Annotated in this window: 14 protein-coding genes; 2 read left to right on the top strand and 12 right to left on the bottom strand. The window is 52.2% G+C overall.

Annotated elements, in window-relative coordinates:
* A complete protein-coding gene (mobA, locus tag ACFOMG_RS14670) occupies positions 1-555 on the top strand; it encodes a molybdenum cofactor guanylyltransferase (protein WP_376867695.1) in 555 nt (184 codons plus the stop codon).
* On the top strand, positions 552-1,088 hold the full coding sequence (moaB, locus tag ACFOMG_RS14665; protein ID WP_376867694.1) for a molybdenum cofactor biosynthesis protein B: 537 nt from the start codon (positions 552-554) through the stop codon (positions 1,086-1,088). The genes mobA and moaB overlap by 4 nt, the downstream gene beginning before the upstream one ends.
* A 54-nt stretch (positions 1,089-1,142) precedes the next feature.
* Here moaB and ACFOMG_RS14660 read toward each other — a convergent pair whose 3' ends face one another.
* From ACFOMG_RS14660 to narH, 12 genes are all read right to left on the bottom strand, one after another.
* On the bottom strand, positions 1,143-3,563 hold the full coding sequence (locus tag ACFOMG_RS14660; protein ID WP_376867693.1) for a phosphoketolase family protein: 2,421 nt from the start codon (positions 3,561-3,563) through the stop codon (positions 1,143-1,145).
* A gap of 96 nt (positions 3,564-3,659) precedes the next feature.
* Complete coding sequence (gene nrdD / locus ACFOMG_RS14655; RefSeq protein ID WP_376867692.1) at positions 3,660-5,465, bottom strand: anaerobic ribonucleoside-triphosphate reductase; 1,806 nt, start codon at positions 5,463-5,465, stop codon at positions 3,660-3,662.
* A 27-nt stretch (positions 5,466-5,492) separates the two neighbouring features.
* A complete protein-coding gene (gene nrdG / locus ACFOMG_RS14650; RefSeq protein ID WP_376867691.1) occupies positions 5,493-5,939 on the bottom strand; it encodes an anaerobic ribonucleoside-triphosphate reductase activating protein in 447 nt (148 codons plus the stop codon).
* Between the two features lie 217 nt (positions 5,940-6,156).
* Entirely contained in the window at positions 6,157-7,344 is a 1,188-nt protein-coding gene (locus ACFOMG_RS14645; RefSeq protein WP_376867690.1) for an NnrS family protein, read from the bottom strand.
* Between the two features lie 48 nt (positions 7,345-7,392).
* On the bottom strand, positions 7,393-8,874 hold the full coding sequence (locus tag ACFOMG_RS14640) for an MFS transporter (protein WP_376867689.1): 1,482 nt from the start codon (positions 8,872-8,874) through the stop codon (positions 7,393-7,395).
* Positions 8,875-8,895: 21 nt separating this feature from the next.
* Entirely contained in the window at positions 8,896-9,354 is a 459-nt protein-coding gene (locus ACFOMG_RS14635; RefSeq protein WP_376867687.1) for a universal stress protein, read from the bottom strand.
* A gap of 27 nt (positions 9,355-9,381) precedes the next feature.
* On the bottom strand, positions 9,382-10,977 hold the full coding sequence (locus ACFOMG_RS14630; RefSeq protein WP_376867686.1) for an antiporter: 1,596 nt from the start codon (positions 10,975-10,977) through the stop codon (positions 9,382-9,384).
* Positions 10,978-11,245: 268 nt separating this feature from the next.
* Positions 11,246-12,385 carry a hypothetical protein gene (locus ACFOMG_RS14625; RefSeq protein WP_376867684.1) on the bottom strand — a complete coding sequence of 380 codons (1,140 nt, stop codon included), beginning with the start codon at positions 12,383-12,385 and terminating at the stop codon, positions 11,246-11,248.
* 45 nt (positions 12,386-12,430) lie between these two features.
* The gene (locus ACFOMG_RS14620; protein WP_376867682.1) at positions 12,431-13,198 is read right to left on the bottom strand and encodes a peptidylprolyl isomerase; all 768 of its coding nucleotides are present in this window, start codon (positions 13,196-13,198) and stop codon (positions 12,431-12,433) included.
* 53 nt (positions 13,199-13,251) lie between these two features.
* Positions 13,252-13,941: a respiratory nitrate reductase subunit gamma gene (gene narI / locus ACFOMG_RS14615; protein ID WP_376867681.1), complete on the bottom strand. Its 690-nt coding sequence runs from the start codon at positions 13,939-13,941 to the stop codon at positions 13,252-13,254.
* A 10-nt stretch (positions 13,942-13,951) separates the two neighbouring features.
* Positions 13,952-14,671 (bottom strand): nitrate reductase molybdenum cofactor assembly chaperone, encoded by a 720-nt coding sequence (narJ, locus tag ACFOMG_RS14610; protein ID WP_376867680.1) that lies wholly within the window; start codon positions 14,669-14,671, stop codon positions 13,952-13,954.
* Positions 14,672-14,673: 2 nt separating this feature from the next.
* Entirely contained in the window at positions 14,674-16,209 is a 1,536-nt protein-coding gene (gene narH, locus ACFOMG_RS14605; RefSeq protein WP_376867679.1) for a nitrate reductase subunit beta, read from the bottom strand.
* Positions 16,210-16,224 lie beyond the last annotated feature (15 nt).

Raw genomic sequence — 16,224 nt, 5'->3', positions numbered from 1 at the left:
ATGGCCATACCTCCCTTCAGCGCCATTATTCTGGCCGGAGGCCAGTCCAGCCGGATGGGACGGGATAAAGCCCTGCTGTGCTGGCAGGGAATTCCGCTGTGGCAACACCAGCAAAACGTTCTGCGGCAAACCGGCTGTGATGACATTCTGTTAAGTCACCCGCAGTTTGGGGTTACCGATGTCAAACCCGGCTTCGGGCCACTGTCCGGCCTGCAGTCGCTGTTGCCTCAGTGCCGTCATCAGTGGGTGCTGGTGATTGCGGTGGATATGCCGTTACTGACCACGGCTACCCTGCATACCCTGCTGACGGCGGCGCAACAACAACCGGCGTATTACCGCAACAGCGCGTTACCCTGCGTATTACACAAAACACCGGAATTAATCCGCTACCTGGATCACCACACTCACCCGCGGGGCAAACGTTCGGTCAGCGCCCTGCTGCAGTTCTGCGAAGCCCGCGCCATTGATTGCCCGCAGCCGGACACACTGATCAATATTAATACCCCGGCACAGTGGCAGACATTAATCAGCAATCAACCTGAGAAATCATCATGAGCGATGCCACTAAACACCCGTTTTTCCCGCTTAATATCGCCATCCTGACGTTATCCGACCGCCGCAGCAGCGCCGACGACAGCAGCGGCGATCTGATTTTCAAACTGGCGCAGGATGACGGCCATACCGTTCGTGCCCGCGCCTTACTGAAACATAACCGTTACGATATCCGCGCCTGTGTCAGCAGCTGGATCGCCAGCCAGGATATTCAGGTGATTATTATTAATGGTGGTACCGGATTCTCTGCCGGCAACTGCACACCGGAAGCCATTCGTCCGTTACTGGATCAGGAAGTGGAAGGCTTCGGAGAACAGTTCCGGCAATTAAGTTTCGCCGATATCGCCAGCAGCAGCCTGCAATCACGCGCCCTGGCCGGGCTGGCCAACAACACTCTGATTGTTGCTTTGCCGGGCTCAGGAGGCGCTTGCCGGCTGGCCTGGCAAAGCTTAATTGCTCCCCAGATCGACAGCCGCACCGGCCCCTGTAATTTTGTTGCTCACCTTAAAAACAGCCCGCTTAAACCCGGCCGCTGAGGTAATCTGATGTCGCAACTCACCTGGATCCGCACGGCTATGCCCGGGTAGTCGTTATAATGCCGGGCGGATAACGTGATACGGGTCTCCGCGACCATCCACTGCCGCCCACTCTTCTTCGGTCAGCCACAGGGTCGGTTGCTGGCCACATAACTGCGCCAGCGACGCCAGCACATGGGCCCAGCTACAGGCGTTAACAAATAACAGAGTTTCGCTGTCGAGCGTGCCGCCACGATTAATATACCCCAGTGCTCGGGTACGCTGCGGACCCAGATCCAGCAAGCGGCAACAGGCCAGCAAAGGTTCGGCGCGACCATGGGTTAACAACAAACGATACCGCACCCGGGCCGGAAACAACGCCTGCAGCACCGCCGGGTCAGCGACCACCTCTGCCTCCCAGCGATCTCTGGGCTGGCGGAAACGACCCGGCTCCAGCAGATACACCAGCGAGTGTGATACCCGCTGCTGACGCAGGCGATCTGAAGCTTTCAGCATCTGTTGCAACTGCAGCGCACCACAGGCAACCAACTGCAGTTCAGCGCCACAATGACCACGCACACACACAGCACCATCCTGTACCAGCTGAGTCGCCTGGCGGGGCGAAAAAAAGGCCGGCATCACCGTACGGCTGACCACCAGGTTCCAGACAACCCCCAGATCACCATAACAATTACGTAAACACGCCATGGCACTGTTGGCATCGGGCGGAAACACCACCCGCGCCATATCGGCCATTTTCAGCATCAGGCCTTCGGATAAGGCGCAGTCCTGATGACTCTGATCGTGTTCGCCGTTTTCCCAGATCAGCGACGTGGTCACCACCGGAAAACCGAGCCAGCCGGCGGCGTCACCGGCTTCTTTCTGTTGCCGCGAAAAAATAATGGTTTGCCGCAGGGCACATAACATTTTGATGGCAAAAGCTTCATAAGCCACCACCAGATTAATGCCCGCCTGGTTGGCAAGACAGGCACTGACCACCGCCTCTTCATTAAGAGCCGTCACCACACAGCCATCGATGGCTTCTGCGGCTGAAATTTCCGGCCGGGTGACGCGGTGACGAAACTGATCAAGCGTCTGGCTCATGCCATTACTGCGTAACTCGTCCGGGTTTCCGACCCGCACCCGTAAAGCCGGATTGACCTCAGTAATTTCAATAAAATAACGATCGATCGCCGCCATCGCCGACTCCCGCCGATCCGACCAGTCCGGCTCAGGGCAGTTCACCGCGACCATAGGCGCGCTTGCGCCCTGCGGCTGAGTCAGTAAGGCAGCCGCTTCACGCCAGTCCTGGTGTGGCTGAAATAACGCCTGAGCACCCTGATTAAAAAATGCCAGTGCTTCCGGATTACGGGCCGGATAAGCACCCAGCGGTAAATCATGGGCCGCACCGGTACCCGCCGCCGGAAAACCAAAACCTTTCACCGTTTCGGCGATGCAATACGGCAGCGCCACCGGATATTCAGCGTCTCCCCGGCGGATACGTTCGTAAGCCTGGCTCAGCTGAATTTCCATATAATAAATCGCGCACATATAAGCCGCCGGATCACGGCCATCAATTACAAACGGTGCAAATCCCTGATTGCGTAAATGACTGACAAACCAGCTGCTGCCACCCTGCTGGGCGATGGTGGTACGCTGATCGATACGCCGGCCGTTGGCAATCATCAGTGGTGCAATCAGGCCGGTATCCTCTCCCCGCCACCAGCGCGCCGCCCAGTCAGTACCGCGTTGTTCTTCGAAGGCACCGTCACTTAAAAACGCCACCAGCCGTTCGCCGGGCAACGGCATATGGGCGTATTGCATACCGGCAAAGCCGAGGTAACCACCTTCCATTCTGGCACCGGCAGTATGTACATTAACGTGTGCTCCCAGGGTGGAAATCTGTCGGCCGCCAGCATCCAGCCGGGTGTCGTAACAGTCAGCGACAAAACGGCTGAGGCCGTCATCGTCGAGTGGATACAATTGTTGTCGTTCGGGAATGGCCGTTGCCGTTAACAGTTGCAGCGCATCAATAGCAGCAACACAATGGCCCTGACCTAATAACCAGGCGCGCGGCTGCCTGGTAAAATGATTCACCGCCAGCAAGCCGGCATAAGCCGGCACCATATTCAGCGCCCCCCCGGTATGACCGCGCGGCAGCGGTTTAAAATCCGCTGCGGCCAGCGCCCGGCCATCGAGATATAAACGCCGCGCATAGGTCATATGTACCACCAGCCACATCGACTGCAGCGTCAGACAATCCAGCGCCATTAAGCGCTGAAAAAAATCGCCGCTGGTGCTGATCAGACCTTTCTGCAATAACGACTCAGCCATCAGATGTGCCTGGATCTGCGTCGCCGGGCGATGACAAATAATGCCACGCCCTGCCGCCCAGCGGGCCAGCGCCGGGTTTTGCCGGCGCAGCCGCTGTGCCTCTTCCGTCAGGTAATCGGCAGACAGGGGATAACTGGTTTGCTGGTACAGGTTAAGCGTCATAATCGATCCACCACGAGCTGAATTCTGATCAAACGCGTTTTTGCCTGGCCGAGCCATACCCCGGTGGTAATAGATCGGCCATAACCATGACTCAGATCAGCTGGCGGCACTCAGTGGCAGTGGCCGGGGCTGACGATGGTAATGCCGCAAAGCATGTTCTTTACGCCGCCCAGCGCTGAAGGCCGAGGTCCGTTTAAGATACCCAATCACCCGGGTGGCGTAATCAATATCCGGCGAGCCACAACGGTCACACTGTTCCAGCGTACGTTTATCTATGGCTTCACAGTGATTACAAATGGTGATTTTTACGTTGATACAAAAATAATTACAGCCGGTGCCTGCCGCAATATTCAGCAGCGCCAGATAACCCTCCGTGGTCAGTTTTTCCTCCAGATTCAGGTGTAACGCCGAACCACCATCAAGGTAATCAAGTAACTCCTGGCCATGTAACTGGAATTTATCCAGTACATTGGTGTCGTCATCCTCAACCCGGTAGAAATATGAGTTATAACACTCCCTGGAAACCTGATAACCATCTTTTTTATCCCATCGGGCATTCTTAACACCAAGGTTTTCTGCCGGAACAAATTCGGTATTAAACATATAACCATATTCAAGCTTGGCGGCTTTATTCGCCTCATAAATCACTTTCAGATTATCCCTTACGAATTCTTTATACTGCCGGTTATTGCCGACCGGAATTCCCAAAGATTCCGCCGCTTCCACCATGCCATTAATACCAATGGTAAGAAATTGTTTATCCAGAGAAATAAAACCAGCGTTATAGACCGTCAGCATACCGGCCTGCAGATATTCATCCATCAGCTGCCGATAGGCTACCTGATAACGCTGCACCTTAGCGACTTCTGTCGCCAGATCGCGGCCGTCCTGGATCAGCCGGTTCATATTCAGGGTAATAACATTCACCGATCCGGTTGCCACGCCACCGGCACCCAGTGAGTAAGAAAAAGTATTATCACTGATTTCACTGCGTAACCGGCAACAGGATGCCAGACTGTCGGCGCTGTCCGACTGATAGATAAAAAAGGAACTGCCACGATTCAGCTGGGCAGCCATAGCACGGGCAAACGCCTGATCTTTGCATTGCCCGTCTTCAGTCAGCATGGCGACGGTGACCACCGGAAACGTCAGAATACTTTTGCTGCGCTCAGCGTTAAACCAATCAAGGAAAAACTCCTGCAGTTTTGCCAGAGTCTGCCAGCAGGGTTTGCTGTAATCCGGAAACACGAAATCACCAAACATACTGTCGAAATAGTATTTGTCGTAGATCGATAAATTCCAGAACACACTCTGATAACCACGCGCTGCCGCCGGCTGATTAATAGCATAAACCACATGCTGAAGATGGTTAGCAATCTGATCCCGGTGCGTGGTGAGATAATCGTCACCATAATCTTTGCGGGCAAAATAGTCGAAATAGGTTAAAAATTCGACCGTCGCCACGGCACCGGCAAACTGACTGCTGACAGCAAATACAAAATTCACAAACGCACCACAAAACGATTCGATGTGTTTCGGTGCCAGTGATTCGCCCCCCAGCCTGGTCAGCCCATCCAGCAGGAAGGGATACATAGTAACGGAGACACAATAGGGTTTCAGACTGGTTTCATCGTGTACATAAATTTCATGATTCTCGATCTGGCGGATATATTCCTGTGCCAGTTCATCCCCGAATAAATCAGCAATTTTTGCTGAAACCTGAGCCCGGTTAATCTGCACGAAATAGTCTTTCATCATTTCGGCTTCCAGCGTGGCAATATTTTTTTCCGTCACATTGGCGTTGGCATCCATCCGCGAACCATCGGCGGCATTATGAGCTGCCAGATAATGGTGGATAAAGTCCAGCTTCTGATGAATATGATCCGAGCTCAGCTTCAGCATATTAATTCTCCTTACGGTCATTCTCTGTTATTGATGAAATTTTTCATTCAGGCAGCGCTGGCTGCGTAAATCGATAAAACGCTGATTGGTTGTCGGCGATTCCAGGCCACCCAGCTGGGCGATCCAGGGGCCGGTTTTCAGGTATGTCAGCTGCTGTTTCAGCGTATCCGGCACGTCATCCAGGCCAGTGTACAAACAACGCTTAATACCCCGCTCCGCGACCCGGCGTAACAACCCCAGCAACACATCCGGCTGCCACTCGCCACCGAGAAACAACACACAACTGATCAGACCGTGATAATCATCCAGCCGCTGACACAGATAACTTTCCGTCAGGCGCTGGCCGGCGGTCGGAGGCCAGGTCGCGGCACTATGACAACCGGCACAGCGCAACGGGCAACCACTGATGGTGTAGGCCAGAGAGACTTCTCCCGGCACTTCCTGGAACACAACCTGTTCCTGTGAGAAATTCATAAACCCCATATCTAGTGCCAACCAATCAAAAGAAACACAACATGATGTGGAGATTAGCGATAGACCATTCAAATAAATTGATATAAATCAATTTTTAGCCAGCACTACTCCTTCAGGGGTAATGGCAATAATGATCACTCGTTCAGACAACGGCAGGTTTTACAGCCACAAAAAAGGCCGGTAATCACCGGCCTTAAAGCGCAAAGAAGCAGAGAGTTCAGCCCGCTTTGCCATCCGGACGAGGGCTCAGTAACAACGCGGCATAACACACAACAAACAACAGAAAGGCCAGACACCATAAAGCGGCGGACAACGCCAGGGTAAACATTACCCCGGCAGGCCAGAGGATGATCAGCAGCGAGCGTAACAGCGCGGCCAATAACAGTGCGACAAAGGCCAGTGACATCAGCGGCCGGGGTTGCAGCGGACGCCCAGAATGGCCCAGCGAAACCCGGGCAATCATCGCCAGGATCATACCGCCCACGGCACCGGCGATAAGGGCATGTAAAGCCGTACTGAAAGACACCGCCAGCCCCAGATAATGTAACGCCAGCAGCAGCAATCCCAGTGGTATAAACCAATAGGACAGATGCAGCGACCACAACAGCGGAATACGACGGGTCACCTGAATACGCCAGCGCGCAACCCGCCAGCCCTGGGCAACCGCAGCCAGCAGTAATAACGCCGCCAGCACAGTGTCATTCAGCTGTTGGTATAAACGACTGACAAACAACAGCAACAACAGCGCGCTGCTGAACAGCACCAGTTTTTCCAGCCAGGGCAATGGCTCAACTTTCGCTGTCATACTGCCATTAGCGGTAAACATCGGCATCACCCGGCCACCAATCAGGGTAATCATCAGCACCAGCAACCAGCTGACGTTATAACTGCCCCATTGCAGCAGCGCCGGATTGTTGTCAGCCGCGCCCCAATGCATCAGGGCATTACTGGCCGTGACCAGTAATAACAGTGCCACAAAAACATAATTGCGCCGTTGCTTAACACGCCACAACATGCGCCCGAACAGCCAGGCCACCAATGGCACAAACGCCAGGTCAACCGCGGCCGTCAGCCACCAGGGAAATACATCGCCCGCCAGCATCATCAGCCGGGCGGCCAGCCACAGTAATGTCAGCCACAGCAGCGCTGCGCCGTGAGTGGCACGCTGGCCAGTCCAGTTCTGGACTGCGGTTAATAAAAATCCTGCCACCACCGCCATGGCGAAACCAAACAACATTTCGTGGCTATGCCAGAATAGCGATTGAGTTGCGCTCATTAACGGCAGGCCCTGCAGACTGGCGCCCCATAACAACATCGCCAGGCTGCTGAAGCCGGCTGCCAATAAAAACAGTGGCCGGAACGCCTGCCCCCACAACGGATGGTTTGCTTTCAGTACATGATTCATAACCGCTCACACTTCCACAGATAACACCGGTATCGGCTGGTTTGCTGCTCAGGCATTCAGTTCCTGTTCGATCTGGCGATCAACCGATGACACATAATAGTCATCCGAAAATGCCGACTCCGGTTCTTTCAGCCATAACAGGCACACCACCCAGCTGATAAAGCCCCCGGTCGCAATGATAAAGAAGAACTGATTGGCGTCCACGAAGGTATAAATGGTGAGATAAAATACCGCGCCGACGTTGCCGTAAGCCCCCGCCATACCGGAAATCTGTCCGGTCAGGCGGCGTTTAATCGAGGGAATAATACCAAAGGTTGCCCCTTCAGCGCCCTGCACAAAAAACGAGGTAAACACCGTTATAGCCACCGCCACGACCAGCGGCCAGGAGGAATTCAGCAGCCCCATTAACGCAAAACCAATAGCAATCCCCAGCATATAACTGAGCATCACAAAGCGACGATTACCCAACCGGTCAGACACCAGCCCACCCATCGGCCGGGCCACCAAATTCACGAAGGCAAACGAGGCCGCAATCAGACCGGCCGCGGTGGCCGATAAATCCCAGGTGCTTTCAAAAAACATCGGTAACATGGAAACCACCGCCAACTCTGCACCAAAATTGGCAAAATAAGTACTGTTTAATGCCGCCACACTGCTGAACGGATATTTATCATCCTCCGGCACCCCTTTCTTCAGAATGGGAACATTCACCCTGAGAATCTGAATGATCTGATACACCACCACCACCAGAATCACCCCGTAGGCCAGCCAGGCGCCCTGATCATCAAGATAGCCCAGCTGCTGAATACGCCATACCAGCACCGCCAGAATGCCCACTAACGGAATGGTCCACAGAATCAGTTTTACCATATCGGCCCAGCTGCTGACTTCCAGTGCCGATGCCTTACGTGGTTTCCGGTGCACTGTACCCGCCGGGCCATCGCTGATCGCAAACCAGTAATACACCCCATACGCAGCCATCACCACCGCACTTTGTGCAATCGCCCAGCGCCAGCCGTCGTCGCCGCCGTACATATTGATAGCAATCGTGGGTAACGTCATCGCGGCAGCGGCCGAACCAAAGTTTCCCCAGCCGGCATAAAAACCTTCGGCAAAACCTATGTCTTTGGGTTTAAACCACATCGCCGTCATATGGATACCAATAACGAAACTGGCTCCGATAGAACTTAACACCAGGCGGCTGATTAACAGCTGTGTGCGGGTTTCACCAAAAGCAAACATCAGTGCCGGCACCGACATCAGAATTAATAACAACGAAAAAACCCGCCGCGGACCAAAACGGTCGAGTGCCATACCGACGATAATACGAGCCGGAATCGTCAGCGCCACATTACAGATGGCAAACAGTTTCAGATCTTCCTCCGTCAGCCAGTCCACACTTTTCAGCATACTGCTGGCCAGTGGCGCCATATTAAACCAGACATAAAATGTGATAAAAAACGCAATCCACGTCAGGTGTAGTGCTTTTATTTCAGGATTTTTAAACTTAAATACGTCTGCAACCTGCATAACGATCTCCTGTCGATATCTCTACAAACTGGGCAGAATTAATAACGGACATTCAGCACGCCGGGTTAAAAAAGAGCTGACACTGCCGAAGGTCATATAATCGAGTTCGTCAACAAAATAGGTCAGCGAGCGGGCAATAAAGCCGCCATCCGGTTCATGACTGTGACGGGCAATGACCAGCAAATCCGGACGCAGCTTTTCAGTGGCTGCCAGCAACATCTTGCGGGCATCACCATCCAGCAACAGCGTTTCGGCCGCGATATTTTCGTCCTGGCAAACCTGGCTGGCTTCCGCCAGACAGGTTTTCAGTTCAGCAAGCTCGTCGTTAAACAGAGCTTCGTTATTCTCTGTGATATCACGCGGATTCTCGGCCACTGCGACCAGCAATAACCGCGGCTGTAATGGCCGGAACATAGTGATGGTTCGTGCCAGAGCAAGCCGGGCATTACGTGAACCGTCATAAGCAATCATAATTTTCATACGATAACTCCGTATCCAGACGATCAGTTATGGATTGTAAATTTCTGAGTGCTTACGCAGATAAAACCACCAGTTAATAACCAGACAAACGGCGTAAAATACAGCAAACCCATACATCGCCATTTCCGGAGTGCCGGCTTTGATTTCCGCGCCCATCACCTTAGGAGCAATAAAAGCACCATAAGCGGCAACAGCAGAGGTCCACCCCAGTACCGGCCCTTTCATTTGCTGGTCAAAAATAACGCCGATGCTGCGGAAGGTAGAACCATTACCGATGCCACTGGCGGCAAACAGCACAATAAACAGCACCATAAATACCAGGAAATAATCGTTTGGCGTGGCCGAGTTATAGGCTTCCATCATCACATAACCGGTTGCCACAGAAGCAACCACCATCACGGCAGAAATAATCTGGGTCACAATCGAACCGCCGACTTTATCGGAAATCCAGCCACCCACCGGGCGGATAAGAGCGCCGACAAACGGACCAATCCAGGCCCAGGTTAATGCACTGGGAGCATCCGGATTGACCACCCGGATAATGTCGCCGCTGTCGTTAAGCAGCGACATTTTTCCGAAAATAACACTGATGGATAACGGTAACGCTGCCGAGAAGCCGATAAACGAACCAAACGTCAGAATATAAAGCACCGTCATCGACCAGGTGTGTTTATTGGAAAAAATCCGGAACTGATTTTTGATATTGGGCTGAATACTGCCAGGAATCATACGTAACAGCGCCAGTGTCAGCACGATGGTAAAAGGCAACGCCAGCCACATGCCGATAATCCCCATCATGTAAGCTCCCAGCGCCGCGGTGCATAACGCGATGGCATACAGGCCGATGATTTTTCCGAACGCCGCCAGCGGATGACCCGGTTCCGGGGTAACCAGGTTAATGTTATGCATGCCAAACCAGCCAGCGAATGCCAGCGGGATTAACATCAGCAGCCAGATAAAACCGGCATTCTGAATCCAGGTTTCAGCACCGGCATCAATGCGCCCGACCAGCGTACCGCTGGCGGATTGTAAGGTCATGGAATCACCCGCCAGCGGGCCAAACAAACCAACGGTCATCACCAGCGGAATCAGAATCTGCATGGTGGTTACACCAAAGTTCCCTAACCCGGCATTCATTCCCAGGCCATAACCTTGCTGATTTTTTGGGAAAAAGGTGCTGATATTACTCATCGAACAAGCGAAGTTGCCGCCACCGATTCCTGACAATAAAGCCATTAACTGGAACATCCAGTAAGGTGTGGCCGGATCCATCAGCGCCAGTCCGGTTCCCAGTGCCGGAATCATTAATAACGCGGTGGTCAGAAAAACGGTATTACGGCCACCGGCAATGCGGATCATAAATGACGCCGGAATCCTCAGTGTGGCTCCGGATAAGCCGGCAATGGCTACCAGTGAAAAAAGCTGCTCGGTGGAAAAAGAAAATCCCAGGTTTTTCATCTGAGTCGTGATCATTCCCCACATCAGCCAGACGGCAAAACCAACCAGTAAACTCGGAATAGAAATCCATAAGTTACGACTGGCAATACGTTTACCTTGTTGCTCCCAGAACTGGTTGTTTTCCACATCCCAGGTTTCTATATAGGCAGAATTTTGAGTCACCATGCTGATCCCCTGTTATCAAGTCATGGCACCATCTTCACCCTCTGATAAATTGCCGGCAAGCCGCTGAAAATCTGCAGTTTCAGCGGCTGAAATGCCGCTCTACCTACAAGGTGGGTCGCATTTAATGATGTAAATCAATGATCCTCTTGCACGCCCTGCAACAGCGATAACAAGGTCAATAAAAAACGTACATCAGAGGTACCTACTTTGGCTGCCGGCTACCCAAAAAAAACGCCTGCAAGCAGGCGTAAAGAGGGGAAGAAAAAGGTCAGAACGACAACTGGGTCCAGAGCCAGAATTTCTGGCTGTCGGCCTGCCCGGCCACGCCATTAAAGTCTGCGTATTTAATACCAAGGTTAAGCTGTTTGCTGGCGTTGTAGCCCAGTTTCAGATTAGTTTCACCGCCCAGTTCATCATGGCCGCGATCGCTGTAATAGCGGTGATACACAGCCAGCGCATTAAACGCCGTTAAGCGATAACTCAGGCTCAGGTAATTATCCGATAAACCACGATCCGGTGTTTTCAGAAAGCGATCGGCCCAGCCATTAAACGCATGTTTGGTCGCCAGCGGCGTCTGAAAACCATAATCACCGGCGTCACTGCCCAGGGTTTCATTGCCCAGGGTCAGACGGCTGTGTTTCAGTGTTATTCCCGCCTCCAGGCGATAATATAACGCCTCCCGGTCGTCGCCGTTGTCAGCACTCTGGTAAGCGATTTCGGCACGGTAGTGGCTGTTAATCCCGGCCAGTTCGGTATCACCACTGAGACTGGTGCCATAACTGTGGTAATAAACGGCGCTGTCATCAAAATCCAGCCAGTAGGCATAAGCACTCAGCCGGGCAGCGTCGGCGGAGTGATTTTTAATATGAATAACATGACTATCGACTTCCGTTGCGCCAAAAAATATATCGTTCACCTGATCCAGGTAGGCGTAAGTCAGCTCAAAATCCGCAGCGTTATAACGCACTAATGCCGCATCATACGTTTGCTCGTTTTGTCGCCAGCCAACGTTACCGATAAAACGTGCATTATCCAGGATAATCCGTTGCCTGCCGAACGTCGCCGCCAGCTGCTGTTGCTGATAGTGTAACTGAGCGCGGTTAATCTCCCGGTTCTGCGGATCCGCCACCGTCAGGTAACGGTTATCCTGTGGTGTATATTCATCAATCAGCGCGGCAACGTCTTCGGCTTCAGCCAACAGGCTGACACCGGCAAATACCGGGCTCTGATAACCAATGCGGCTGCGTAACGTCAGCGCAGTTGCGTCCTTCTTCTGCTGATCGGACTGGTGAGTTTCATAACGCAGGCGAAAATCGCCGCTAAATTCGCCTGCGGTGGCATTCAGCGGCTGTGCTGCGGCGAATAATGGCGTCAGCAGCAGCCCGGCGGTTAGTGCAGTTTTTTTCATTGTGCTCTCCTTTTTTTAGAATTCAGCGCTGAGCACATTGTTGGATCACTGCATCAGAGGTGAGTCTGATAACGAGAAATCAAAACCTTCTAAACGGGTTTCCTGAATCAGTGACTGGATATAGTGTGCAGTCGCTTTGGCTTTTACCCGTTCATTCAGATATTGCCGTATACGCGCTTCCACCTGCGGGTAGTCGAGAGGTTTACCGGCAATTTTCCGGTCGATATACACCAGGTGAAAGCCATAACGACTTTCAATCGCAGCGGGTAACAGCCCCGGTTCGGCGGCAAAGACCTGACGCTCAAACTCAGGCACAGTTTGCCCGGCACTGATCTGCCCCAGGCTGCCGGCGGTATTTTTTGACGGGCAGGCAGAATATTGCTTAGCCAGTTCCGCAAAATCAGCTCCGCCGCGTAGTTTCAGTAACAAAGAGTCTGCCAGTGTCTGGCTATCGGCCCGCTGCACCTCATCCTGCGGGTCAGCGGCTAATAAAATATGACGCAACTCCAGTAACGGAGAGGTACTGAAGCGTTGTCGGTTTTTATCAAAATAGTGATGACATTCTTCGTCACTGGCATACGGAAGATCAATATCCTGAGCCATCAGCTGTTCGATAAAATCATTCTGCCCGGCCTGTTCGTGACTGTCTGCCACATCAATGCCCAGGTGACTGGCGCGCTGCCGTAAAATTTCACCAATCACCAGAGTTTCTGCAGCTTTTAACATCGCCTGACGCTGACTGTCGGCCGGGTGATATTGCATTTCTTCATGAATCGCGCTTTCGGCAATCGCCACGTCATTCACTTTGATCATAATTTTCTCCCTGCCGGCACCGGAGCAGACAAACGCCGGTGCCAGCGAATGGCTTAACGGGCAAAACGTTTACGGACGATCTGATGCTGACGCGTAAGGTATTGCAACGGCACACTGAACATATGTACCAGCCGGCTGAACGGGAACAGCATAAATAAGGTCATGCCCAGTAAAACATGCGCCTTAAATATCCAGTGCACATCACTGATATAGGCTGCCGCATCAATCATATCGAAGGTCATAATATTCTGAGCCCATAACATCAGCTTGGTCATTTCTTTACCATCCAGATGACCCATGGAAACAAAAATAGAAATTAATCCGAGCACCAGCTGGGCGTACAACAACAATAAAATAATGATATCCATTTTCTTACTGCTGGCCCGTACTCTGGGATTCGATAACCGGCGTATGATCAGTATGCTCAGACCGGCAAAACAAATCAGGCCAAACAGACCACCGGCAACCATAGCAACCAGTTGTTTCAGCGACGCTTCAACACCTAACATATGCCACAACTCCAGTGGCGTCAGTAAACCAAACAAATGGCCGAAAAAGATGCCTAACACCCCGATATGAAACAGGATACTGCCCAGCCGCAACTGCTTTTTTTCCAGCAGCTGACTGGAACTGGCCTTCCAGCTGTATTGTTCCCGGTCATAACGGATCCAGCTTGCCAGCAATAACGTAGACATCGCGATATAAGGATAAACTCCAAATGCCAGCGTATTAAAATAACTCATAACCACCTCCTCAGGCCCGGTCAACGGCGGATGCATTTAACAGTTCGGTATTCAGGGGAATATGCTGGTCGCGGCGCTGCCCTTCACTCGGCCGGTTATTATTGCCACAGGATGATTCGGCATTATCCATAAAGTTAACCATCTCCTCTTCCCAGACTTTATCCAGTGCTTTTGCGGTATGGTCCGGTTCTTCTGCCGCAATCTGGCTGCGTAAATCATCCAGATCCAGTGCCATATCGCTGAGCTGTATCAGGCTATGAAATAACACCGCATAATCCGCTTCACGCTGCTCCAGACGACAGGCTAACAGCGCCAGAATATGCGCAACTTCCTGTAATCCCAGGCGGCCGTTTTCTTCGCCCTGAGTACTGAGAAAATCCAGATAAAGCGGGATAAAATCGGGCAGCTCATTGACTGCGATACCCAGCCCGGCCTGTTTATACTGATTCACCAGATCCACCATCGCCTGACCGCGGTCACGCGACTCACCGTGGACATGTTCAAACAACAACAATGACAACGACCGGCCGCGCTCAAATAAACCATCGTATTGCTCCTGCCAGCTGAGCAGGTCCTGCTGACAATGCTGGCGGATAAACAGCAACAATGCCTGCTGCTGTTCTTCAGCCAGCGGAGATTGCTGTACCGCGCGGCTCAGTTCTTGCTCAGCGGCCACCAGTTCAGCCGTCGGATAATCCATTAATAACGAAATCACACGTAAAATTTTCATCATCATTTCTCCACCACAACCGGAATAACCTGGCGTACCGCCGCTGATTGTGAACCAAACAGGTTCACGTCGTTATTGCCATCACTGCAACCATTGCCAAAACTGAAGCCACAGCTGTTTTTCAGATCGTAGGCATTTTCTGCATAGCTGGTGTGGCTGGTTGGAATAACAAAACGGTCTTCGTAATTAGCCAGCGCCATATAACGATACATCTCTTCCACCTGCTGGCTGCTCAGGCCGGCCTGCTGCAGCACTTCCAGATCTTCCACACCATCGACCTGTTGTGATCGTTTAAAGGCGCGCATCGCAATCATTTTTTCCAGCGCGGCAATTACCGGTTTTTCATCACCGGCGGTTAACAGGTTGGCGAGATAACGCAGCGGAATACGTAATGACCTGAGGTCAGGAATCATGCCGTTCATACCAACGTGGCCAGCCTCTGCGGCCGTCTGGATCGGTGACAGCGGCGGCACATACCACACCATAGGTAAAGTGCGGTACTCAGGGTGCAGTGGCAGTGCTACTTTCCAGTCCATCGCCATTTTATAAACCGGTGAGCGCTGAGCGGCTTTAATCCAGTTATCGCTGATGCCTTCTTTACGCGCGGCTTCGATAACCTGTGGATCGTCGGGATCAAGGAACAGGTCCAGCTGAGCCTGGTACAGATCCTTTTCATTGGCGGTCGTGGCTGCGGCTTCAATCTTATCGGCGTCATACAATAAAACACCCAGATAACGAATCCGGCCAACACAGGTTTCGGAGCAGACGGTTGGTTGTCCGGCTTCGATTCTCGGGAAGCAGAAAATACATTTTTCTGACTTGCCCGATTTCCAGTTGTAATAAATCTTTTTATACGGACAGGCAGAGACACACATCCGCCAGCCACGACATTTTTCCTGGTCGATCAGGACGATGCCATCTTCTTCACGTTTGTAGATAGCACCGGATGGACAAGCCGCCACACACGCCGGGTTAAGGCAATGTTCACACAAGCGTGGCAGATACATCATGAAGGTTTTTTCAAACTGGCCATAGATGTCTTTCTGAACCACATCGGTAAAGTTTTTATCCACTTTACGTTTTTCGAATTCGGTACCCAGAATTTCTTCCCAGTTTGGCCCCCATTCGATTTTTTCCATCCGCTGACCGGAAATTAATGACCGTGGCCGCGCAACCGGCTGGTGTTTACTGTCAGCGGCGTTATGCAGGTGCTGATAATCAAAGTCGAACGGCTCGTAATAATCGTCTATTTCCGGCAGATCCGGGTTAGCAAAAATATTAGCTAATACCCGTAACTTACCACCGATTTTTAACTGCAGTTTGCCCTTGGCATCGCGCTTCCAGCCGCCGTTCCATTTCTCCTGATTTTCCCATTCCTTGGGGAAACCAATACCCGGTTTGGTTTCAACATTATTGAACCAGGCGTATTCAACCCCTTCCCGCGAGGTCCAGACATTTTTGCAGGTGATGGAGCAAGTGTGACAACCAATACACTTATCCAGATTCAGCACCATGCCAATTTGTGCTCTTACTTTCATAGTATTACCTCACTC

This window comes from Bacterioplanoides pacificum (genome assembly GCF_042648445.1).
GTDB lineage: Bacteria > Pseudomonadota > Gammaproteobacteria > Pseudomonadales > Oceanobacteraceae > Bacterioplanoides > Bacterioplanoides pacificum.
The sequence above is the reverse complement of the archived record's forward strand: the minus strand, read 5'-3'. Positions and strand labels throughout refer to the sequence as shown.

Bases quoted from the DNA above. Each gene is read 5' to 3' on its own strand.
- moaB (WP_376867694.1), top strand. From the start codon at position 552: ATGAGCGATGCCACTAAACACCCGTTTTTCCCGCTTAATATCGCCATC.
- ACFOMG_RS14660 (WP_376867693.1), bottom strand. From the start codon at position 3,563: ATGACGCTTAACCTGTACCAGCAAACCAGTTATCCCCTGTCTGCCGAT.
- ACFOMG_RS14620 (WP_376867682.1), bottom strand. From the start codon at position 13,198: ATGATCAAAGTGAATGACGTGGCGATTGCCGAAAGCGCGATTCATGAA.
- ACFOMG_RS14625 (WP_376867684.1), bottom strand. From the start codon at position 12,385: ATGAAAAAAACTGCACTAACCGCCGGGCTGCTGCTGACGCCATTATTC.
- nrdD (WP_376867692.1), bottom strand. From the start codon at position 5,465: ATGCTGAAGCTGAGCTCGGATCATATTCATCAGAAGCTGGACTTTATC.
- nrdG (WP_376867691.1), bottom strand. From the start codon at position 5,939: ATGAATTTCTCACAGGAACAGGTTGTGTTCCAGGAAGTGCCGGGAGAA.
- ACFOMG_RS14630 (WP_376867686.1), bottom strand. From the start codon at position 10,977: ATGGTGACTCAAAATTCTGCCTATATAGAAACCTGGGATGTGGAAAAC.
- mobA (WP_376867695.1), top strand. From the start codon at position 1: ATGGCCATACCTCCCTTCAGCGCCATTATTCTGGCCGGAGGCCAGTCC.
- ACFOMG_RS14640 (WP_376867689.1), bottom strand. From the start codon at position 8,874: ATGCAGGTTGCAGACGTATTTAAGTTTAAAAATCCTGAAATAAAAGCA.
- narH (WP_376867679.1), bottom strand. From the start codon at position 16,209: ATGAAAGTAAGAGCACAAATTGGCATGGTGCTGAATCTGGATAAGTGT.
- narJ (WP_376867680.1), bottom strand. From the start codon at position 14,671: ATGAAAATTTTACGTGTGATTTCGTTATTAATGGATTATCCGACGGCT.
- ACFOMG_RS14645 (WP_376867690.1), bottom strand. From the start codon at position 7,344: ATGAATCATGTACTGAAAGCAAACCATCCGTTGTGGGGGCAGGCGTTC.
- narI (WP_376867681.1), bottom strand. From the start codon at position 13,941: ATGAGTTATTTTAATACGCTGGCATTTGGAGTTTATCCTTATATCGCG.
- ACFOMG_RS14635 (WP_376867687.1), bottom strand. From the start codon at position 9,354: ATGAAAATTATGATTGCTTATGACGGTTCACGTAATGCCCGGCTTGCT.